The organism is Planctomycetota bacterium (genome assembly GCA_035384565.1).
Classification (GTDB): domain Bacteria; phylum Planctomycetota; class PUPC01; order DSUN01; family DSUN01; genus DAOOIT01.
The window spans coordinates 69,563-91,824 of sequence record DAOOIT010000006.1; the positions used below are offsets into that span (position 1 = coordinate 69,563).

16 protein-coding genes are annotated in these 22,262 nt (G+C 67.0%); 10 read left to right on the forward strand and 6 right to left on the reverse strand.

The annotated features are described in order from the left end of the window. Positions 1-6 precede the first annotated feature (6 nt). Both PLE19_03790 and PLE19_03795 read left to right on the forward strand, forming a co-directional pair. Positions 7-756: an N-6 DNA methylase gene (locus tag PLE19_03790; GenBank protein HPD14042.1), complete on the forward strand. Its 750-nt coding sequence runs from the start codon at positions 7-9 to the stop codon at positions 754-756. Next, positions 725-2,605 (forward strand): sigma 54-interacting transcriptional regulator, encoded by a 1,881-nt coding sequence (locus PLE19_03795; GenBank protein HPD14043.1) that lies wholly within the window; start codon positions 725-727, stop codon positions 2,603-2,605. The genes PLE19_03790 and PLE19_03795 overlap by 32 nt, the downstream gene beginning before the upstream one ends. 57 nt (positions 2,606-2,662) lie before the next feature. Here the strand turns inward: PLE19_03795 and PLE19_03800 are convergent, their stop codons facing one another. From PLE19_03800 to PLE19_03815, 4 genes are all read right to left on the reverse strand, one after another. Then, positions 2,663-3,370 carry an OmpA family protein gene (locus PLE19_03800; protein ID HPD14044.1) on the reverse strand — a complete coding sequence of 236 codons (708 nt, stop codon included), beginning with the start codon at positions 3,368-3,370 and terminating at the stop codon, positions 2,663-2,665. A gap of 64 nt (positions 3,371-3,434) precedes the next feature. Further along, positions 3,435-4,262: an OmpA family protein gene (locus PLE19_03805; GenBank protein ID HPD14045.1), complete on the reverse strand. Its 828-nt coding sequence runs from the start codon at positions 4,260-4,262 to the stop codon at positions 3,435-3,437. A 101-nt stretch (positions 4,263-4,363) separates the two neighbouring features. Next, a complete protein-coding gene (locus tag PLE19_03810) occupies positions 4,364-5,290 on the reverse strand; it encodes a helix-turn-helix domain-containing protein (protein HPD14046.1) in 927 nt (308 codons plus the stop codon). A gap of 58 nt (positions 5,291-5,348) precedes the next feature. After that, positions 5,349-5,753: a hypothetical protein gene (locus PLE19_03815; GenBank protein HPD14047.1), complete on the reverse strand. Its 405-nt coding sequence runs from the start codon at positions 5,751-5,753 to the stop codon at positions 5,349-5,351. Positions 5,754-6,780: 1,027 nt separating this feature from the next. Between PLE19_03815 and PLE19_03820 the strand changes: the two genes are divergently transcribed. The 5 genes from PLE19_03820 to PLE19_03840 all read left to right on the forward strand — a co-directional run bounded on the left by PLE19_03820 (position 6,781) and on the right by PLE19_03840 (position 12,291). After that, a complete protein-coding gene (locus tag PLE19_03820) occupies positions 6,781-8,370 on the forward strand; it encodes a D-aminoacylase (protein ID HPD14048.1) in 1,590 nt (529 codons plus the stop codon). After that, complete coding sequence (locus PLE19_03825; GenBank protein ID HPD14049.1) at positions 8,367-9,074, forward strand: gamma-glutamyl-gamma-aminobutyrate hydrolase family protein; 708 nt, start codon at positions 8,367-8,369, stop codon at positions 9,072-9,074. The genes PLE19_03820 and PLE19_03825 overlap by 4 nt, the downstream gene beginning before the upstream one ends. Positions 9,075-9,148: 74 nt before the next feature. Continuing rightward, complete coding sequence (locus PLE19_03830) at positions 9,149-9,961, forward strand: sugar phosphate isomerase/epimerase family protein (GenBank protein ID HPD14050.1); 813 nt, start codon at positions 9,149-9,151, stop codon at positions 9,959-9,961. Between the two features lie 71 nt (positions 9,962-10,032). Beyond that, positions 10,033-11,172 carry a GNAT family N-acetyltransferase gene (locus tag PLE19_03835; GenBank protein ID HPD14051.1) on the forward strand — a complete coding sequence of 380 codons (1,140 nt, stop codon included), beginning with the start codon at positions 10,033-10,035 and terminating at the stop codon, positions 11,170-11,172. Between the two features lie 114 nt (positions 11,173-11,286). Continuing rightward, entirely contained in the window at positions 11,287-12,291 is a 1,005-nt protein-coding gene (locus PLE19_03840; protein ID HPD14052.1) for a peptidylprolyl isomerase, read from the forward strand. Positions 12,292-12,400: 109 nt separating this feature from the next. Here the strand turns inward: PLE19_03840 and PLE19_03845 are convergent, their stop codons facing one another. Then, complete coding sequence (locus tag PLE19_03845; protein ID HPD14053.1) at positions 12,401-12,964, reverse strand: hypothetical protein; 564 nt, start codon at positions 12,962-12,964, stop codon at positions 12,401-12,403. A gap of 207 nt (positions 12,965-13,171) precedes the next feature. Here PLE19_03845 and PLE19_03850 point away from each other — a divergent pair, with 207 nt between their 5' ends. The 3 genes from PLE19_03850 (at position 13,172) to PLE19_03860 (ending at position 19,221) form a co-directional block, all read left to right on the forward strand. Beyond that, entirely contained in the window at positions 13,172-13,924 is a 753-nt protein-coding gene (locus PLE19_03850; GenBank protein HPD14054.1) for a hypothetical protein, read from the forward strand. Positions 13,925-14,073: 149 nt separating this feature from the next. Beyond that, positions 14,074-16,437 (forward strand): hypothetical protein, encoded by a 2,364-nt coding sequence (locus PLE19_03855; GenBank protein HPD14055.1) that lies wholly within the window; start codon positions 14,074-14,076, stop codon positions 16,435-16,437. Positions 16,438-16,479: 42 nt separating this feature from the next. Continuing rightward, entirely contained in the window at positions 16,480-19,221 is a 2,742-nt protein-coding gene (locus tag PLE19_03860; protein HPD14056.1) for a DUF2961 domain-containing protein, read from the forward strand. Positions 19,222-19,238: 17 nt separating this feature from the next. Here PLE19_03860 and PLE19_03865 read toward each other — a convergent pair whose 3' ends face one another. After that, a complete protein-coding gene (locus tag PLE19_03865) occupies positions 19,239-22,253 on the reverse strand; it encodes a glycoside hydrolase family 9 protein (GenBank protein HPD14057.1) in 3,015 nt (1,004 codons plus the stop codon). Positions 22,254-22,262 lie beyond the last annotated feature (9 nt).

The window sequence follows — 22,262 nt, forward strand, 5'->3', positions numbered from 1 at the left end:
ACTACAATGGGTTTCAGGGCAGGCCGTCGGGAACTGGCGCAGTACTTCACGCCCCAGGTGGTTGCCCGGTTTGTGTTCGACGCGCTGCGCGAACTCGGCTTCTCGATGCCGCGCCCCCGGGTGATTGACCCAGCCTGTGGCGAAGGTGTGTTCGTGGCCGAGGCCGCGCGGCAGCTCCCCGAGGCGGATGTCTGGGGCTGCGACGTGGATGAGAACCTGCGTGGGCGCTGGCGGCAGACCCACCTCGAGCGACGAGGCATACGCCTCCTGATTCAGGATGGGCTGGCGGATTCTTCTGAGGCAGGGATTGCGGCCGGGAGGTTCGATCTGGTCGTAGGGAACCCGCCCTATGGGCTGGGGCTCCGCCGGCCTGTGAGGGGGGAGCCCATCGAGTCCGCCTTCGTTCGGCGGTTTGTTGATCTGGCTCGGGAGGGCGGCTGGCTGGCCGTGGTGGTGCCGGAGGGCATCCTCGCAAACGAGAGGAGCCAGCCATTGCGCGAGTGGCTGCTGGACCGAGTGGCGCCCAGGGGCGTGGTGTCCCTGCCCGAGAGTACCTTCGCCGCCGCTGACACGCGTGCGAGGACCGCTTTGCTCTTCGCACAGAAGGGCGGCGAGCCGAATGGAGAGGTGCTGATGGCGGCGCCGCTCGGAAACTGCCAGGGCAAGGGCGCGCTCAGCAGCTATCTCGCCAGTGTGCTGACCAATATCCGGGAGCACGAGAGCCGTGTACCGTCTGGTCGTCATCGGCGGGCCTGAGAGCGGCAAGGTCTTCCACCTGCCGCCGGGCCAGTACGTGGCCGGCCGCGGGGCCGGCGCGGACATTCTGCTGGCCGATGACTCGGTGTCGCGGCGCCACGCTTCGCTGACGGTGAGCGAGGACGGTGTGACGCTGCTCGACCTCGGCAGCCATAACGGCACCCGCGTCAACGGTCAGCCCGTCAAGTCCGCGCAGATTGTCGAAGGCGACGAAGTGCGGTTCGGCGACAGCCGGGCCGTGCTGGAGCGCTCGGCGGCCGGGGCCGGCGCGACCGTGATCCTGCCGCCGGAGGGGCGGCCGTCGCTGGTGCGAAGCCGGCAGGGGATCGCTCTGCCCGAGGACAGCCGCCGTCTTGCCATCCTCTACGACGTCGGCACGGCCATCAACAGCACGCTGGCGCTGTCCGATGTTCTTGGCAGAATCCTGAGCACCATCTTCGAGGTCGTTCCCGCGGAGCGTGGGGCGGTTGTGCTATGGGACCCCGCCGAGCGCCAGTGGCGGCCCGCTGCGACGCACACGCGCGAGGGAGCTGGCAGCGGCGGCGACATCGTGGTGAGCCGGGCGATCATCGAGAAGGCATTCGAGGCTGGTAGGCCTCTGTTGAGCGGGGACGCGCGGAGCGACGCCCGCTTCGGGCACTCCGATAGCATCGAGGCGCTGGCCATCCGGTCCACTATCTGCTGCCCCCTGGTGGTGCGCGGCGAACGCCTGGGGGTGCTGCATCTGGATACGCGCGGAGCCACGGAGGCGTTCACCGAGGCCGATGTGCGCCTGGTCGGCGCCATTGCCAATCAGGCGGCCATCGCCATTGCGAACGCGCGGCTTCACGACGTGCTGCGCCAGGAGAACGTCCAGTTGCGCCGCGCGCTTGGCGCGCGGCATTGCATCGTGGGCGAGAGCGCGGCGATGCGGGAGCTGATCGCGCTGATCCGCCGAGTAAGCCAGACGGATGCCACGGTGCTCCTGCGGGGCGAGAGCGGCACCGGCAAGGAAGTGGTCGCGCGCACGCTGCACGCACTGGGCCCGCGTCGGGCGCGGCCGCTGGTGTGCGTGAACTGTGCCGCGGTGCCGGAGGCTCTGCTGGAAAGCGAGCTCTTCGGGCACGAGAAAGGGGCTTTCACGGGCGCCATCGAGCGCCGGATCGGGCGGTTCGAGCAGGCGAACGGCGGCACCGTGTTTCTCGACGAGATCGCCGAGATGCCGCCCACGACGCAGGCCAAGATCCTCCGCGTGCTCCAGGAGCGCGAGTTCCAGCGGGTGGGAGGCACGACGCCGCTGAAGGTGGACGTGCGGCTGATTGCCTCGACGAACCGCGACCTCGAGGCGGCGATGGCGTCGGGGGGCTTCCGGCGCGACCTGTACTATCGGCTGAAGGTGATTGAGGTCACGCTGCCGCCGCTGCGGGAACGCAGGGAGGACATCCGGTTGCTGTGCGCCCACTTCCTGGAGGAGATCGCACGCGAAATGGGGCGGCAGGCGCCCGCCGTGGATGAAGCGGTCCTCCGCATCCTGGAGGCATACCCCTGGCCCGGCAACGTGCGGGAGTTGCGCAACGTGTTGGAGCGGGCCGTGGTGCTCGGAGCCGGCGAGCGGCTGATGCCGAGCCACCTGCCGCGCGAGGTCCGCGGCGGCTACCCCGGGCAGGGGGAACTGCCCGACGACTTGACGCTGGCAGCGGCAGAGCGCCGCCACGTGTCGGATGTGCTCGCCCTCACGGGGTGGAACAAGAGTCGAGCGGCTGCCCTGATGAGGATCTCGCGCCCCCGCCTGGACAGGAAGATTCGGGAGTATGGCCTGGAGCGACCCGAGGGCGGCGAGGGAGAGGCATCGCACCGTCCGCCGCAATAACAGAAGAGGCCGGCAGGCAAACCCTGCCGGCCTCTGGCGGAACGAAACGCCCGAAGGCTATTTCACGTCGGGGCGCGGAATGGTGGATGCCGGGATGAAGAGAATCTCGACGCGGCGGTTCTTCACCCGCGAGGCTTCGGTGGCGTTGCTGGCGACGGGCCACGAGGCGCCGAAGCTGCGGATGAAGAGATTCCTCTCCGGGATCCCCTTCTTGACGAGGTAGCGGAAGACGGCCAGCGCGCGGTCAGCGGCAAGGCCCATGTTGTCGCCGTAGGCCTTGATGCTCTCCGGCCGCTTGAGCGGCGTGGCGTCCGTGTGGCCGTCCACCTGGATGAGCACGTCCTTGCCCTTGAAGGCGGCCGCGATCTTGTCCAGCGCCTGCTCGCCCTTCTTGCTGATGGACGTCTTGCCGGGATCGAAGACGAGTTCGCCCTGGAGCACGAGGCGGCCGTCGCGCACCTCGCCGATGCCGAGAGCGCGGACCTGATCCTCGAACTTCTTGCTCTCGTCGGTGAGTGCCTTCACGGCCTTCTCGGTCTCTGGTTTGGGCGCCGCGGCCTGCTTCTTGTAGATGTCGAGCTGGCGCGAGACGTCTTCAAAACGCTTGCGGAAGGAGTCCTGCTGGGTGTTGATCTCCTTCTCTTTCTCGTCGAGGAGTTTCTTGAGGTTGTCGTTTTCGGCCTGGACGGCTTTGAACTTGGCCTGTGGCACCAGGCAGCCGGCGCTCAGGACGAGTGCGGCAGGCAGGAGGAGTAAGGAGGGCAATCCCTTGGCTCTCATGGGCATCTTCGTCCTTTCCAATGGTTTGCCGGGAAGTGCCCGGGCCTAGTTACTTCGTCTCCGGCGCGGGAGCGGGGGCCGGAGCAGGGGCAGGAGCCGGAGCGGGAGCAGTCTCGGCCTTGGGCGCCGGGGTGGCCTTAGGTTCTTCCTGCTTGGGTGCGAGGACTTCCGGAGGGAAGAACATCACTTCGACACGGCGGTTCTTGGCGCGGCTCTCGGGGCTGGTGTTGGGGAGGCGTGGACGGTACATGCTGAACGCTCGGAGGTACATGCGGTTCTCGGCGATGCCGGCCTGTGCGAGGATGCGAAGGACGGCACGGGCCCGGAGGGCCGACAGGCCCCAGTTGTCGCCGAACTTCGCGACGGTTTCGGGTTTGGCGACGCGGACGTCGTCGGTGTGCCCGTCAATCTGGATGGCTTCGTTGCTGGCCTTGAACTGGTTCGCCACGTCCTGGAGGAGCTTCTTGCCTGCGTCGGAGACGTCGGCGCTGCCCAGGGCGAAGAGGAGCTCATCCTTGATGATGAGCGTGCCGTCCACCACCTCCGCGCCGGGGTTCAGCCTCTGGATCTCGTCCAGCTTCTTCATCAGGCGCTCGTAGTCCTCCCGAGCCTTCTGGGCGAGGGCGCCGGCGTCCTTGTACTTGTCGACGTACAGCGCGATCAGCTGGTCCTTGGCCTTGAGCTGGTCGCGCAGGGCGTCGATGCGAGTGTTGGCGTCGGCGAGCTGGCTATCCTTGGCGGCGAGCTCGCGCACGGCCTCGTCGTACTTGCGCTTGAGCGTGATGTACTTCTTCCAGGGCACGACACAGCCCGGTGTTGCCATCACGAGCGCCAGCAGCGCCGCCACAGTCATCCTGCACACAGTGCCCTTCCTCATGACGTACTCTGCCTCCTTCACGGGGACGTGGTTTGGGAGCGACATCGGATGCCGATGCCCGCGGGCATCGGCCAACGGGGAGATCATTCGCGGCCGAAACACTACGGGGCGACGCCGGGGGGCGTCACGCCGAGAAGATCCCAGAAGAACTGCATCACGCTCTTGAGGAACTCCCAGTCGGGCACCTTCGAGCTGGCGACGCAGTAGAAGAAGAGCGCCCCCGGCACCACGAGCACGAAGGCCGCAATGGCGCTCATCACCGTGTACAAGGCAGACGGCTGCTCGCGGATGAAGAGGGCCTCGCCGGTGCCCATGGCCGAAGCAGGGGTGGCGCGGCCTGTGCCCGAGGCAGCGTCGGGCTGGAGCTCGTCGAGGGCGGGCTGAGGCCCCGCCCCCTCGAAGGGCGCGGTGGCCTCTTCGGTGTCGGTCCCCAGCTCGCCGGGCTCGAGCGAAACTTCCTCGGTCACCACGTCCTCGGTGCCGGCGGAGTCGTCATACTGATCAAGGCCGAGGACCATCGTGGGCACCTCGGTGTCGCCCGTTGGGCTGGCGGTCGGAGCGTCGCCGAGGTCAAGCGTGGGCACGGCGGTGTCGCCGGTGGCCGTGTCGGGCGCGGTGAGCTCAATCGTGGGGACCTTGGTGGAGGGTTCCCTGGGAGCGGCCGGAACGCCCGGCTCGAGCGAAAGCTCGACGTCGCCGCCCGCCGGAGGTCCAAAGCCGCCGCCCACCAGGGTCTCCGACGTGTCGTCGAAGTCGAACGGCTCGTCTGCAAGCAGATCGGCGCCACGGTCGGTGGAGGGGACGACCTGGGGCACCGCCGTGTCGTCGCCCGCCTTGCTGGGGACGACCACGGGGCCTTCGATGCCGCGCTGCTTGCGCACGGTCTCGATGTCGCCGCGTCGGAACTTCAGCATGTTGCCGTCGCGGAACGCGCGGAGTTTGCCCTGGGCCACGAGGGTGCGCAACTCGGCTTCCTGCATCCCCAGAGCCCGAAGGGCGTCCTCGAACGACAGATACTCGTCAGCCATCTCGGCTCACCTAACTGGTTAGGACAGGGCCATTCAAACAGGCGCAGACGGCGCAAGCTCACTCGCCTACGCGCTTATACTCTTCCTCTGTGCTGCCGGGGCCAAGGGGGCGCAGGCCGCTCAAGGTGCGGACGCCTCGCAGCGCGTACTCGCGCTTGGTGGCAAGCAACAGGTCCCAGCGATAGAGGCGGCCGGCCAGGAACTCGAAGGCACCGGTACGCATGTCCTGGGACTTGCCCGGCCCCGGCTCGTGGAAGCCGTAGACCAGGATAACCTCGCGGCTCGTGTCTATGAGGTAGAGAACGCTGCCCTCCGGATGAGCGGCGGCAAGAGCGATCATCTTCCCCGCCTGCCCCTCGCTCACCTGAGCTTCGGCGGCGGGCTGCCGAACCAAGAGCAATGCGACCAGGAGGGCGCCGATGGCACCCAGAAGGGCGCTGCTCAACCACAACTGCTTGCCCACGAGCAGCATCTCCGCCCCACGGACAGCCGTTCCATCCACGCGCTATCATTATAGTTGGGACGCCTTGGGTTGCAAGTGTTTTTTCGCAAAAATGGGCACTGACCTGGCAACTTTGGGCGTCTGAGGCCGTTGGGCTGAATGCGGCTGTGAGGCGAGAGCGGCGCCGTCTGGCGGCCGCAGTCAGGGTGCTGCACGCATGTGGGTCAGCCGTTTGGGCTCTTCGGGGTTCGGCGATCTTGCCTCGACTGGCCGGCGCAGGGGGTTGGCACGCTGTCCCATTGCGGACCTGGTGGTTCCTGGGGAGGGCTCCGCCGAATGCCTGGCTGGCGCAGCCTGTCCATGCTGTATCAACCCTGTGAGGAGGGAAGTGATACAGCATGGGCAGAAAGGCGAGGATTGGCGGTTCTCGCGGTTCCAGCCATTCCCGCTCATCTGCGGGGTGAGCAAGTATGGGGCGGGAGCAGCCGGAGGACGTAAGGGATTGCGGTATAGAGGGTTATAGGGAAACCTCGCCGGCGCCGCAGCCTCCGTCCCACGCTCTCCGGCGACTGCCACGTCAGGCGCGCCAAACCCTGATGAGCCGCGGTTTGAGACCCGCCCGCGGGTGGACAGCGAGATCCGGCGTTCGGTCGTCCGCGCTCAGTAGGGCTTGCATTTTGCCGGCGTTCGGAGATAATGCCGTCGGTTGGCGAGGATGAGGCGAGTTACCCACAATGCCATTGCACCGCACTGACGAACGCGGCGAGGGATTGGGCATAGCCTTTGTTCAACAGGTTATCCACAACGCGTCTACAGCGTGCTGGAACATCCTCCATTACCAATTGATGGGAAATGACTTACGGCGAATGCGCCCGTTATCGGTCGTTCGCCCTGCCTGTTTTTCCTGTGTATTCACAGCCGATGTGGCCATGCTCAGTTTGCAGCGCCGCCGGCGCTGCGGGGGTATTCCACACGTTACCCACACCGGAGCGCCCGGCAGTGAGGGCTCCTGTCGTGAGGTGCGTAACGCCTGAAGGGGTCAACTGATATGGGCTTGGACTTGGTGCTGAGAGGCGGCCTGATCGTGGACGGCACTGGGGGGGCGCCGTTTGTCGGCGATCTGGCGGTTCGGGGTGAACGCATCGAGGCCATAGGGCCACTGGCGGCTGTGCCGGCGGCGCAATGGCTCGATGTGCGCGGGCTGGTGGTGGCCCCGGGTTTCATTGACATCCATGCTCATGGCGATTTGTACCCGCTCCTGTGCCCGGAGGCGCCAGGGCGACTGCACGACGGCGTGACCACGGAGGTCATCGGCAACTGCGGCGAGTCGCCCTTTCCGCAGTCGCCCGCCATGCTGGCAGAACGCGCTGAGAGTGCGCGCCGACACGGGATCGCGATTGACTGGGACACGTTCGATGCGTATGCGGCACGGCACGACTCGATCGGCTGCGGCATCAACCGAGTAGCGCTTGTGGGCCACGGCAACGTGCGGCAGGCGGTGATGGGCGAGGAGGACAGGGCGGCGTCGCCCGACGAACTGGCCGCCATGTGCCGCGAGGTGGAGAAGGCGCTGGATGCAGGGGCGTTCGGCATCTCCACCGGTCTCTACTACACGCCCGGGATGTTCGCGCGCGCCGGCGAGATTGACGCCCTGTGCGCGATCGTCGCTCGGCGCGGCGGCCTGTACGCGTCGCACATCCGCAACGAGGGTGATGCCATCGAAGAGGCCATCGAGGAGTTCACAGGCGTCGGGAGGCGGACAGGCGTTCGTCTGCAACTCTCTCACGTCAAGGTGTCCGGTCGGGCGAACTGGCCGAAGGCCGACCGTGTGATCGAGCGCCTTCAGGCGCTCCGAGCATCCGGGCTCGACCTGGCTTGCGACCGGTACCCCTACATTGCATCGTCAACGAGCCTCTCGTCGCAGTTGCCCGGCTGGGCGCGCGAGGGTGGCCGCGCGCCGATGTTGGAGCGCATTTCGGCGCCGGGCACTCGCGCGAAGCTGGTCGAGGCGCTGGTGGCCGACTTCCCGTCGGACGAGGCCTGGGCGGCGCTGCGCATCGCCGATGCGGCCTGCGACCAGTGGCGCGCAGCCGAGGGGCGATCGATTTTGGAGATTGCCGCGGGCTCGGGCCGCGAGCCCGCAGAGATGGTGCTGGACCTGCTGAGCGCGAGCGAGGGCCGCGCGAGCATCGTGCATTTCACCATGTGCGAGGAAAACCTTGTTAAGTGGCTCAAGCTGCCGTTTGTCGCCATCGGGTCCGATAGCTCGTCGAGGGCGATTGACGGGCCAACGTCCGTCGGCAAGCCGCATCCGCGCAGCTATGGCACGTGCGCGCGCGTGCTCGGGCGCTACGTGCGCGAGAAGGGCGTGCTCTCGCTGCCCGAGGGCGTGCGGCGCCTGACCGGCCTGCCGGCGAGCCGGCTCGGGCTCAAGCGACGCGGGCTGCTGCGGCCGGGTGCCGTCGCCGATATCACGGTGTTCGACCCCAACGAGGTCGCCGACCGCGCGACGTACGAGGTGCCGCAGCAGTATTCGGTCGGGGTTCGACACGTCCTGGTGAATGGGGCGCTGGCGGTCAAGGACGGCGAACTTACCGGTACCCGCAACGGGCGCTTCCTGCGCAAGGGGGCCGAATGACGCACCCAAGGATCGGGCTCAATTGCGACATCTCCGCCGCACATGGCACTGAGGTGGCCAAGGTCAACTGGGCATACGTCTCCGGGGTCGTCGCCGCGGGGGGCGTTCCCGTGCTCCTTGCTCCCGTGGATGAGATGCGGATTGCTTCGATGCTGGACGTCCTGGATGGCCTCGTGTTGACGGGAGGACGCGACTACGATCCGGCCGGTTACGGGCGGCCGAGAGACGAGAAGTGCGTGCTGCTCGACCCGCGACGCGACCGATTCGACCGCCGGCTGGTCCTTGCCGCGCTGGCGCGAGGGATTCCGACGCTGGGAATCTGCGGCGGCGCGCAACTGATCAATATTGCGAAGGGGGGAACACTGTACCAGCACATTCCCGACCGATTCGGCGCGGCGATCCGACACGAGTGGTCGGGGGGCGAAGAGCCGTTCCACGAGGTCGAAGTAGAGGAGGGATCGCGGCTCGCCAGCATCGTTGGCGCGGGGCGCCTTGAGGTGAACAGCTCACACCATCAGGCGGTGGAACTCGTGGGAGAGGGCCTGCGCGTTGTGGCCAGGAGCGCCGACGGCGTGGTGGAGGCTATCGAGGGCGTCGGCGAGCCATTCCTGCTTGGCGTCCAGTGGCACCCCGAGCGCCTCCCGCACCGTCCTGTGCATCAGGCGCTCTTTCGCACCCTCGTCGAGGTGGCGAGGCGGGCTTGACTCGGCGGGGCTTTGGCGCCATAGTCACGCGGCATGGGAAGCGTTCGGTGCCCGACGCTGGAAGGAGTTTCCCGATGAAGGTGGGACTGAGTGCGCTGGTGACGCCGAGAGAGTGGAGCTTCAGCGAGCTCGTGGGGCAGGCCAGGGGCGCGGGTTACGAGGCCCTCGAGGTCGTGCCCCGCGAGGGGAGTGAACTGACTCTGGATACGCCGGAGGCCGCGCTCGCCGCCTTGAGCAACGTGGCCAGGGACGCAGGGATTGAGATCACATCGCTGTGCGGCAGCGGCGGCAAGCCCTCGAACCTGATGACCAGCGACGAAGCCGAGCGGCGGGCGGGGATCGAGACCACGAAGGCGATGTTGCGCACGGCGAAGGCCCTGGGCGCCGATACCATCCTGCACACGATCGGCGGCAGGCCGAACGCGGACCTCTACTACCACGTGGCCTACGCCAACGCCCTGCGGTCGCTCCAGGAGCTGGCTCCTGCGGCGGAGGCGATCGGTGTGAACATCGGCGTGGAGTACGTGTGGAACGGCTTCCTCACCAGCCCCTTGGAGATGGCGCAGTTCCTCGACCAGGTGGGCAGCCCGCGGGTGGGCTTCTACTTCGACCCGGGCAACATGCGAATCTTCCACCAATCGGAGCACTGGGTGCGAATCTGCGGGCGGCACATCAAGAAGGTGCATGCCAAGGACTTCTCGTGGGAGAAGATGGTGGTGCAGTGGCCGCCGCTGCTGAAGGGCCAGGTGAACTTCCCTGCGGTGATGCGCGAGCTGCGGGCCGCCGGCTACGGGGGCGCGCTGATCTCCGAGGTGCCGCCGTCGGTGGCGTCGCTGGCCGACACGGCGGCGGCGATCCGCCAGCTCATTGAGATGGCGGGTGCGTGACCGGCCCCGCCGGTGGGCAGCCTATGGGTGTGGAAATACGGGAATACAACGCAGAGCAGGATGCGCGCGGAGTGTGCGACCTGCTCAACGAGGTGTTCGCCTCCGCAAGAGTGTCGCCCGAGGGCTGGATGCGCTGGACCGAGCGCGGGTTCACGGCGCCCGTGGCGCGGGTGAAGGGCAGGGTCGCGGGCGCCATCCCGCTCTTCCGCCGCGTCTACCGCGTGGCCCCCGGCGCCGAGGTCGTCGCCTTCGTGGAGAACAGGGTGGGCGTGGCCGAGCCGCTGCGCGACCAGGGCATCGGCACAGGCATGCAGGCCTGCGCCAAGGAGTTCCTCAGGGGACGAGGCGACATTCTGCTTGTCTACCGCGGTGCCGAGCGCAGCAAGGGCTACCGCTTCTACGAGCGCAATGGGCTGCATGACATTTCGTACCCCCTTGCCGTCACGCTGGAGCCCGCAAGCGCAAGCGCCCCCGGGACGCGGTGGGTCAGCGAAGACGAGTTCCTGAGCCACGCGAAGCTATGGCACGAGATTTTCGCCGCGTGCTACGCGCGATTCGGCGGATACCCGGCGCGGCACCCAGGGTATCTGGGGGATATTCTCGGCAGCGTGACATGGCGAGAGGCGATGCGTCAGGAGTTCTCCCATTGCGTGCTGGAGGAGGGCGGCCGCCCGATCGGCTACCTGGTGCTTGGCCTGCGCCACGGCGTGTTGCAGGTGATGGAACTGGCCGTGCTGGGCGGGTCGCCGGAGGCGGCCAGCGCCCTGCTGGCCGCCGCGCGCGGCCGGGGAGCGCCCGTGCGCTGCTATGCGACCCGCGGTTGCCTGCTTACCCCGGCCCTGCGGCGGCTCGGCGCGAGTTTCCCTGCGCGCGAGACCGGCGCGATGATGCTGATGGTGCACGTGCTGGACATCGAGGCCGTTGCCCGAAAGGTCTGGCGCGACGTGCCGGCCCTCCGCGACGTGGAGGTGCGGGTGTGGACGCCCGAGCGGGAGGGTCTCCTGCACGCTCCGGCGAACGCCCGGCGCTCGGTAACTCTCGAATTGAAGGAGCCCACGCTGGCCCGGCTGCTGATGCGGCGCCTGGACGTGGCCCGCGCGGTGTCGGAGGAGTGGATCACCCTGGCGGGGGATGAGCCGGGCGACGCCGAGGCCCTGTCCGACGCGTTCGACCCCTGCCCCTGGGTCTACCACCCGATTGATTACCTTTGAGCCTGTTCCCTCTTGCGAACGGGCGGGTGCTGTGGTAAACTGTGGCAGCCACGCGCGGAACCGCGTGGCAGATGGTGGAAAGGTGTCCATCCCTCTTTTTCGGAGGCAGGCGGCATGCAGCTTCGTAACGCGGTCGGCGGAGTCATGCTCTTTCTGGCCATCGGGACAGCCGGTTCGCTGAGCTGGGCGGCCGATGCACCCGCGAAGGAGAAGGAGCCGGCAGGCAAGGCCGAGGAGCCCAGGAAGGCCGCCAAGGAAGACGAGGGCCTCTCGGAGGACGTGGTTGCGAAGGTGGACACCGTGATGATCACCCGCGCCGACCTCACGCTCGTGCGCCGGCAGATTCTCGCGGTGAACCCGAACGCGCAGATGCCCAACAACAAGCAGCTCGTCGAACAGTTGATCGAGCGGGTCCTCTGGTCGCGCTACTTCGAGAAGGAAGGGCTGCGCGCCTCGGGCGCCGACATTCAGCGCGCCATCCAGCAGCTCGACGCCGAGCTGCGCCAGCGCGGCGCCAACTACCAGCGTTGGATCGCCTCGCGCGGCCTCACCGCGGAGGAGCACGCCGGCATGCTCGCCTTCGAGTTGGCCACCGCGCGCCTCCGCGAGCGCCTGGAAGGGGACGTGAAGGAAGAGGATATCAAGAAGGAGTTCGAGGCTCACCCCGAGTGGTATGACGGCAGCCGGGTGCGCCTGAGCCAGATCTTCATCGAGACATCCGACATCCAGCACGACCCTGACAAGCTGAAGAAGGCCGAGGAGCGGATCAAGAAGATCTACGATGAGCTCAAGGCAGGCAAAGACTTCGAGCGCATGGCCCGCGACTACTCGGACGGCGTGGCCAGCATGCGCGGGGGCGACCGCGGCTGGTTCACCCGCAAGGGAGCCGAGGAAGACGAGGTGCTGATGGCCGCAGCCTGGGACCTCAAGGTGGGCGAGTACACCAAGCCCATTCAGGGCAGCCGCGGCTGGCACATCATCAAAGTGACGGATCGGGAGCCGGCGCGCCTGACCCCGTTCGGCGCCCGGGCCAACGTGGTGGCCGAACTCATCCGCCGCCGGGCCACGGCTATCCTCGACGACCTGAAGGCGAAGACGACCATTGAGCGCCGCATCTGACGCGGATGCGGAGCGCAAAGCAGCGGTTTCGGATACCAAGACAGGCACGCCGACGCGAACGCGCGGCGTGCCTGTCTGCGCAGGCTACGGTGCCGGCTCAAGCCCGGCCCTACTCCTTGGGCTTCTCCTGCGAATCCTTGCCCGACGGGGCCTTCTCCTTGCTCTTCGCCGACGAATAGTCTACATCGCGCGCCGGCAGCCAGCCGAAGGTCGGCTTGCCCTTGATCTCCGTCGTGACGCCGATCCAGGCATCCTTGACCCTCTGAACAGTCAACACCGTGCCCTCGGGCACCGACCCGACGATCTCGTCGCCGACTTTGAGCTTGGCCTCCTTCGAGATCACCACGACCCGGTCGTCGGCCACGAAGGGGCACGACGGAGCCGCCTTCTCCTCGGCCCCGGAGGGCGCATCAATATCCTTCAGGCTTATGTAGCCGGCGTACTGCTTGCCTGCGATGGTGTAGTAGATGAGCGCATAGCCGCCGTCTTTGAACACCCAGTTAAGCTTGACGCGCTGGCCCTTGTTCAGCGTGGCGACCACGGCGGTGCCCTTGCGGATCTGCGCTCCGTCCTTATTCACTGTGACGAGGTCGCCCGCCTTCAGCTCGGCGCCCGCCGCCGCCTCGACGAGTGCCAACACCAGAAGCCCCGTCAGCCACCTGCTTGTGCGCATCGCATGTCTCCTTCCTCGCGCCCCCCTTACTTTACCCTGCACGCCCCGAATGTCAAGCCCCGACCGAAGTAGCTGGCGCGCTGTGTGTTGCGGACGCGGCGATTTCTGTTGACTCCCCTTGCGCACCGGGCTATACTCAAGGGTGGACCGGGGGCTCATGTGTGAACGGCGCCTTCGGCGCGTTGCGCGTTGTGAAGGAGGCGGCTGATGAGGATGGTCTGGATAGCTGTAGCGCTGGCTCTTGGGATGGCCGCGGCATCAGGGCTCGCCGCTCAACCCACCGAGGCAGAGGCCGAGAACTCCCTGGAGGCAATCACCCGCAAGCTGGCCGCTGCGCGCATGGAAGAGGTGAATGTGGACAAGAAGGACCCCGATGCCGTCTTCGACCTCATCCGCGATAGGGCCAAGGTCAACCTAGTGGTGGACCCCGAGGCGCGGCGCCAGCTCGAAGGCAAGAGCGTCAGCCTCAAACTGCGGGGGGTCACCGCACTCTCCGTCCTCCAGCACGTGCTGCGGCAGGTGGACTGCGTGACGGCGTACGCCGACGAGGCCCTGGTGGTGACCACGGCGGCTGCGGCTCAGCCGCACCCGCAGATCACCATCTACGATATCCGCGACATGACGATTGCCCCCAAAGGGTCGCGGCTGCCGCCCACGCTCTTTGGCTCGCAGATTGATCCCCTCTACTACTACTGGATCCGCACCCAGCTCGGCCCCACGACTGGCGGGCCCGGTGTCCGCGATCCGTTCTGGGAACTGGAGCTCATAGACAAGTACCCCGACGACCCGATTGGCGAGGTCATTGCCAGGACGATCCAGGAGAAGTTCAAGGGCACCGGTGTTTCGGTGAGCTATTACGATGGCTACCTGGTGGTGGTCGAGCAGCCCAAGGCGGCGCGCGTGCCCGTGCTGCCTCCGCCGCTTCCCGAGACGCCCAAAGACGCCCTGCCGGCGAAGTGACCCGTGGCAGAACCCGACGGCAACACAGGAGCGCACCTTTCGCGGGTGCGCTCCTTCGTGTACAGTACGCAGTGGGAACCGGCAGGGATGCTTGCACCCCGCGCCGCAAGTATGTAGACTACGGCGCGCAGCCATGGAGGACCGCTACGGTGCGGACACTCAGAGCGTTCCTGCTCACCGTGCTGGCCGGCGGGCGCGCCGCAACCCTTGTGGCATCCGAGGCGCCAGCGGAGGCCCTCGCAATCGAACTCGACTGGCGCATGCAGGACGGCATCGGCACCGAGCGGAACCCCAGCACCTATGCCGCCGCCACCGCGAGGACGCTCGAACGCGGCGACGCGCTGATCGCCGAGTTGAGAGCGACTGGCGCTCCGTTGCAGGATCTCCCCACGAACTGGCGCGCGCTCCGCGAAGAGCACGCCAAGCTGGCCGCTGACCCCAAGGCGAGCGATGATCAATGGCAGGACCTCTGGCGGCGGGTGCATCAGGCCCGGCGGCGTCTCGTCTTCGCCAACCCTCTGGCCCAGACCGGGCCGCTCCTATTTGCCAAGCAGGTGCCCAGCGTCTTCAGCCACCAGCTCACCCAGTACTACGGTGCCTGCGCCAAGCCGGGCGGCGGAGTTTTTGTGCTCGAAAAGCCGGGAGAGTCCCTTGCCGTTCGTGAACTGACGGCGGGCAAGCTGCCCCTCGGGAGCTATCAGACGCCCGAGGTGTCCCACGACGGCAAGCGCGTGCTGTTCGCGTACTGCGAGACGCCCACCGCTCCGCCCAACCGCACCACCCACCTCGACCGCTTCTACCACATCTACGAGATGAACGCCGACGGTTCGGGGCTGCGGAAGCTTACTGACGGCCCCTTCGACGACTTCTCGCCCCGCTACCTGCCGAACGGCAAGATCCTGTTCCTCTCGACCCGCCGCGGCGGCTATCACCGGTGCGGGGCGGGGCCGTGCCCCGTCTACACCCTCGCCCTCATGAACGCTGATGGCTCGGACCCGCGGCCCATCTCCTACCACGAGACCCACGAATGGGACCCCGCCGTGCTCAACGACGGGCGTGTCATCTACACGCGCTGGGACTACGTGGACCGCAACGCCGTTCACTATCAGCAGCTCTGGACAGTGCGTCCCGACGGCAGCGACCCCCGCATCTTCTACGGCAACAACACCTGGAACCCCGTGGGCGTGTGGGAGGCGCAGGCCGTGCCCGGCTCCACCCGCGTCATGGCCACGGCCGCCGCACATCATGCCATGACGGCGGGCTCCATCATCCTGCTCGACGTGGCGAAGGGCGTGGATTACCTGGAGCCGATCACGCGGCTCACGCCCGACGCGCTGTTCCCCGAGAGCGAGGCACCTGTCTCGAATGGCGCCAAGGGCTTCTGGCACGCGCCCCAGGGCGTCGCCAAGATGCCGCCGATGCCTCCCGAACAGGCGCGCTGGCCGGGCCACTGCTACCGCAGTCCGTGGCCGCTCTCCGAGAAGTTCTTCCTGACCGCCTATAGCTTCCAGCCGCTCATCGGCGAGCCGAATGCCAACCCGGCCAACATGTTTGGCCTCTACCTGGTGGATGCCTTCGGCAACAAGGAACTGCTCTACCGCGACCCCGACATCGCCAGCCTGTGGCCCATCCCATTGCGCGCGCGCCCGACGCCGCCCGCCTTGCCGCCGGCAGCCGAGATCGCGGAGAGGCCCGAGGGCACCTACTTCGTGCAAGACGTCTGGGCCAGCTTCCCGCCCCTGCCGCAAGGCACAGTGAGGAAGCTACGGATCGTGCAGGTGCTGCCCAAGACCACGCCACACATCAACAACCCCTCGGTCGGCCTCGCCAACGCATCGCCCGGCAAGCAGGTGCTCGGCACCGTGCCCGTTGAGGACGACGGCTCGGCCTACTTCCGCGCCCCGGCCGGCATTGCCCTGGCCTTCCAGGCCCTCGACGAGCGCGGCATGGCCGTCCAGGTCATGCGGAGCGTCAGCTACCTCCAGCCCGGCGAGGCGGCCTCGTGCGTCGGCTGCCACGAGAGCCGCTCGGCGCCGCCGCCCGAGCGCCGCGCCGCCAAGGCCCTCCTGCGGCCGCCCTCGACCATCGAGCCAGGCCCCGACGGCTCGAAGCCCCTGAGCTACCCAATCCTCATCCAGCCCGTCCTCGACAAGCACTGCGTCTCGTGCCACAACAAGGAGAAGCCCGAGGGCAAGGTCATCCTCACCGGCGAGCCCGCTGGCCACTACACTGCCAGCTACAACGCCCTGGCCCCCCGCGTGTCGTATGCCGCCTGGGGCCACGGCGGCAACTGCGAGCCATTGGCGAAACCCGACTACTTCGGCGCACGCGGCAGTCCGGCGTTGGTCAAGACGTTCACCGAAGCGCACCACAATGTGAAACTCAGTCCCGCTGAATGGGAGCGGGTGGTAACCTGGATGGACGCCAACGCCCTCTTCTATGGCACCTTCGACCCTGCCGACCAGGCCCGCCAGCTCCGCGGCGAGCGAATCGCCGGGCCAAAGCTGGAATAGCCTGTCCATTGTGTCCATTTCGTCCATTTCTGGAGCCTTCCTATGCCCGCCCGGATAGCGCTCTCGCTCATCGTGGGTTTTGGTCCTCTCGCAGTCGCCGCCGAGCTAGACTACTGCCACTTCCTCCGCACCCTCACCGACCTCGACCGCTTGACCATCCTCGACGAGGGCGTCACCTGCAAGCAGTTCTCCAGCTACGACCGAGCCTCGAAGTACGATGCGAACGCCGACAAGTACATTGATTGGGGCGCCAATGGCGACTGCGGGCAGTACATCCGCAAGGAGGCCGATGGCGATGTTGTGATGGCCGAGATGGAGGGGCCGGGCTGCATCGTCCGTATCTGGTCGGCCAATCCCCAGGGCAAGATTCGCTTCTACCTGGATGGCGACGCCAAGCCGACCTATGAGTGGCCTTTTGCCGACCTCTTCCACGACAAGGTGCCCCCCTTCAAGCTGCCCGTCTGCGGCATGGATGGCGCGGGCGCCAACATCTACCTCCCCATCCCCTACGCCAAGTCGTGCAAAGTGACCGCCGACAAGGCCCACAACCAGTACTACCACATCGGCTACAAGACCTTCCCCAAGACCACCCCCGTCAAGTCCTTCCGCCTGCCGCTGTCGAAGGAGGAGGAAGCCCTACTGGGCACGGTCATTGAGACGTGGAAGCACGGTGTAGATGTCGATGCGACGACTGCGGCGCGCAATCGGGCACAGGAGCTGCCGGTCGGGAGGCCGGTGACATTACTTGACAAGGAGGGCCCGGGGACCGTTGTCTGGTTCCTTGCCAAACTCGTCAGCGACGAGCGCTACGCTCTTCGTCGTGTGCTCCTGAGGATGTACTGGGACGGCGAGGAGACGCCAAGCGTCGAGTGCCCCCTGGGCGACTTCTTCGGCACCGGCTTCCTCGCCAACCCCTATAGGTCCCTCCCGCTTGGAGTGGGACCCGATGGCGGCTACTGCCTCTGGCGCATGCCCTTCGCCAAGAAGGCGAAGATCGAAGTCGTCAACGAGGGAAGAGCGCCGGCCAAACTCGACTACGCCATCGTCTGTACGCCCGGCGAGTTGAAGCCCAACACGGCCTACTTCCACGCCAAGTTCCGTCGCGAAGACCCGTGCAAAGTCTTCGACTATCCCATCCTGGAGTGCGAGGGGAAGGGGCGATACGTGGGCTGCGTGCTCAACGTGGATAATCCCGACCAGGGCTGGTGGGGCGAGGGAGACGAAAAGGTCTACGTGGACGGCGAGAAGTTCCCCTCGACGTTCGGCACGGGCTCCGAGGACTACTTCGGCGATGCTTGGGGCTTCCGACACTTCATCCGCCCATTCCACGGCTGCACGCTCGGCCAGGGGCCGGGCTTCTCGAACAAGTGGTCCGTCTACCGCTGGCACATCAGCGACGACATTCCCTTCGAGAAGTCCTTCCGCATCACCATCGAGAACTACGGGAAGGACAAGGACTACAGTTCCGTAGCCTACTGGTATCAGGCAGAGCCGCACAAGGACTTCTTCACGAGCGTGCCGGTCGAGGGACGCATCCCGCGGCCGAAGGCGATCCCTGGCGTTGTCGAGGCCGAGGACCTCAAGGTGGCTGGGGCGGACGTTGTGGACGATGTGGACAGGATGGACGAGTTCAGCCGCGGCAAGGCCATCGTGCTACGCGGGAAGAGCAATGAGCTGTCAGTGCCCGTGCCGGCCGACGACGTCTACGTCGTGGTCCTCTACGGGGCGAAGGGCGAGGCCCACGCTCCGTTTGAGGTCGCCGTCGGCGGCAAGGCGGTCGGGAAGGGCGACAACGCCTTCGCCCAATCCGCGATGTTCCGCGTCGGCAAGGCTCGCCTCGCCAAGGGCGAAGCCACGCTTGCGGTGAAGCTGGCAGAGGAAAGGAGCCTGGTGCTCGATGCGATTCAACTGGAGCCAAGCCGCAAAGAGCGCGACGCGATTGAGGCCGAGAACCTTGCCGTCACAGCGGCCAACGGCCCCAAGCCTGAGGTGGAGGATGTCCGCCTGCCCTGGAGCGGCGACAGCCAGCTTCTCCTCCCCGCGACCGAGGCCGGGCAATCGGTCACGCTGGCCCTGCCCATCAAGGCTGCCGGCCGCCACGTGCTGAGCGCGCGCTTCACGCGCGGGCCAGACTATGGGCAAGTGCAGGCGTTCGTCGGCGACAAGCCGGTTGGCGACCCTGTGGACTGCTTCGCGCCGAAGCCCGAGCTCGGGCCGGTGGTTTCCCTGGGCAAGATCGAGTTGAGCCCGGAGGCGAATGCGGTGACCTTCAAGGTCGTGGGCAAGAGCGAAAAGGCGACAGGATTCCATGTGGGCATTGACTTCATCCGCCTGGGGCGAATTGTGGTCGAGAACGCCATCGAGGCCGAGAAGCTCCCGGTCGTGGCCAGTGATGGCGGCCGCGCCGATACTCAGCACATGGGGCCGTTCGGCGGCAACAACTGGAGCGGCGACGCCCAGCTCTTCTTCACTCCGAAGCAAAGGGGCGCATTCGTCACGGTCGAACTGACCGTGCCGAAGGACGGGCGTTACGACCTGGATGTCTACTACACGAAGGCCGGGGATTACGGCATCGTGCAGCTTCACCTCGATGGCACACCCGTTGGGAAGCCGTTCGATGGCTTCAACAACGGCGTCATACCGAGCGGCAAGGTGTCCTATGGCGCGGTGGAGCTCAAGGCGGGGAAGCATCTGCTCAAGTTCGAGGTCGTGGGCAAGAGCGACGCCTCGACCGGCTTCTACGCGGGCATTGACTGCCTGGCGCTCACGCCTATGCAGGAATAGGCCGTCGCGGCGCCGCCTCAGTTGTCGCGCGCGGCCAGGAAGCCCCAGTAGAAGGCCGTGGGGATGATGGTCTGGTGAATGGTGTACTCGTTGGTCGAGGGCACCAGGTAGATATCCCAGTAGCTCTCGTGGGCGGGCCAGGTGCGCGAGCCGGGGACCATCTTCTGGAGGTACCAGGTGTGCGCCCAGGCGTCGAAGCCGAAGTTCTCGGCCGGGTCGCTGATGCCGTAGACCGTGATGCCGGCGGGAGCGGGCTGGCCCGTCACCCAACTGTCAATGTGAAGCGGGAAGCGGACCGGGTCCGGGCCGAGGCTCATGGTGAGCGCGCGGTTGTCGGGGTTTGCCCCCGCTGAGAACTGGCAGGCGCGCACGGCGGCGGCGAGGTATTTCGGATCCCGCGTCAACAGCCAGGCGTGAGGCAGCACGGCGCCGATCATCTCGGGCGTCGAAAGATAACCCACGAAGCCGATGGGCGGCAGCAGCGGCACCCAGGTGGTGACGCCGAAGGCGTTGCCGTCGGCGAAGGCCAGGGCCTTGGCGGCTGTGTCGAGGACCCACTGGCGCGCCTTGTCGCGGAGCGCGGCGTCGCCCTGCCCGTCGGCCAGGCGGGCGTAGGCGACGATGGCCTTGATCTGCGTGTTGACGTCGCCAGGACCGCCGAGCAGCAGGGTCGTGGCCTTGAACTCATCGTGGAAGCCGGCCTCTCCCGTGAGGCGCCAGAGTTCGAAGGCGGCCAGGTTACGCGGGTCGCGGAAGCCGGCGGCGATCTCCTCCCGCCTCTTTCCATCGAAGCGGCCGAGGAAGGGAGCGGCCTGCGTCGCCGCCCAGTCCCACGCCTTCCGCGCGGAGGCGGCGTAGGTGGCGGCGAGAGCCTTGTCGTGGGCTGCGAGGAGCCGCGCGAGCTTGGCCGCCGACGCGGCGTAGATGAACGATGACCGCGGGTCGGGAGCGTAGGCGCTCAGGAGGAGCGACTCCTGCCAGCTTCCCTCGCCGGGGCGCGGGTGCTGGGTGGACTCGATGCCGCCGCTGACGCCACCCTCGGGGGTCTGAAGGCGGCGATGGAGATCGAGGTTCCACAGCACCTCGTCGAGGATGTCGGGGATGGCGTTCGCCGCCTCGATGGGCGGCAATGCGAGCTTCACCTTGCCGATGCGCTCGGGGAAAAGCTCGTAGAGGTCGAGGAGCACCCACATGGCCGCGGGGTGGGCGCTGTTGCGGTCCCAGTCGCCGGCGTCCATATGGCCGCCCCAGGCATCGGGCACTATGCGGTCGGTTCGGCGCTTCATCAGCTCCTTGAAGTTGCAGGCGCCTTCGCAGTCACTCACCTCGGAAGCGAAGACTTTCACGCCGTCGGCCGGGTGCATGTTGCGCGGGCGGCGATAGTCGGTGAAGGGCGGGCCCAGCTCGATGCCGCCGCGGTGGTGCAGCAGCCCCCTCATCGAAAGCTGGAAGGCTCGCAGCCACACGTCGTCCGCTATCTCGAAGGGGTAGGAGCAGCCGACGTCCTCGACATAGAGACGGTAGCGGCCTGAGGTCTTGAACGAGCTGAAGTCGAGGCCCAGGACATCGGTCTTGCTGTAGTTCCGCCCCGCCTTGAAGGCCTCTTTCTCGTCGGCGCCCTTCAGGAGCTTGGCGGCGCCGTCGAACACGGCCCTGCCCGTGCCGTCGTCGAGGAGATGGAAGCGGAGACCTTCGGCGTAGTGGTGTGCGCCGCCGGTGCCGAGCCAGAGCGAGAGGAAGCCGCGCTTGAAGGGGTCGTCGGGGCGGAAGCCGATGGCGCTCACATGGACCGCCTCGCTGCGCGTCCGCGATGGCTCGTGCACGTACTCCACCGATGCCTGGCGGAGGTTGACGCCGGGGAACTCGATGCGGTAGCGCTTCCCATCCGCCAGCGGGCGGGGAAGCTTGAGAAAGACGTGCACCTGGAATGCCTTGGACTGGAAAGCGTTGGGCTTGCGCTTCCACGAGACGCTGGCGGGCGCGGCCGGCTCCCTCCAGGCAGGGTCGTCCAGCCCCACGATGCGATAGGCCGACGGCTCGTCCACCGTCTCAACGGTCAGGTCCTGCCCGACGGCCTTGTCGTCGGGCTTGAGCATCTTGGCGTTCACCGCCAGGTTGCCCAGCCTGGCACCCTTGCGATAGACGACGACATTCATCAGCGACTCGCGGACCTGGCCGTCCTCGACCACGAGCACCTTGTCCTCGTCCCTTCCCTCGCGTTTCACCTCGTCGCCTGGCTGGGGTTCGTAGGGAATCTGGGGGACGGGGATGAACTCCTTCTCCTGGATTCGGAGGACGAGGAGATCGGGCGCGGCGGGGCCGATGTGGCGGACCTCGGGGCCGTCGGGTGGATGGGGGGCCCCGGCGAGGAGTTCCTGCTTGCGCTTCGCCCTTGCCTCTTCGGCCTGCCGGCGCTGCTCGGCCTCGCGTGCGAGACGCTTGCGCAGGCCCTCGCGAGCCGCCAAGATCTGTGGCGTCGGCTCGATCAACTCGAGCCGGCGGAGCGTGATATCCACGGGAGCGGGCGTCCAGTTGCCCATGACGATCAGTTGCCTGACGTTGGCCAGGTCGAAGCCCTCCTGCTTGCCCGCCTTGGACACCGTTCCGGGCTCTCTCAGCGAAGCCCCGTCCTCGGCGGTCACTGTCGCGGTCGCGCCCGGCCCAATGCCGTCCAGGCGAAGTGTGAACTGGTGCGCCGTATCGTCGGCATCGTGCAGGGCGACCAGGATGGCCTTGGCCTGGTTGCCCGTGCCCACGGTGACGGTGAGGGCCGGCGTGCGCTCGGCGAACGCGGAGAGGTCAGCCTTCAAGGGATAGCCCAGTCCGCCCTGGCCGTTCGGCGCGTTGACCTCGACGGCGCCCTGGGCCGCCTTGACTCTATTATCCCACCCCAGGAACGTGAACTGCGGGGGAGCGCCGAAGTCGGTGACCACATGCCCGGGCGTGAGTGGCTCGCCGGCCCCGGCGACGACTGACACGAGCGCCAGCGTGAGAACAACCGTGAGCCTTCGATGGGGGTGCCGACCGTGCATCGAGCCACG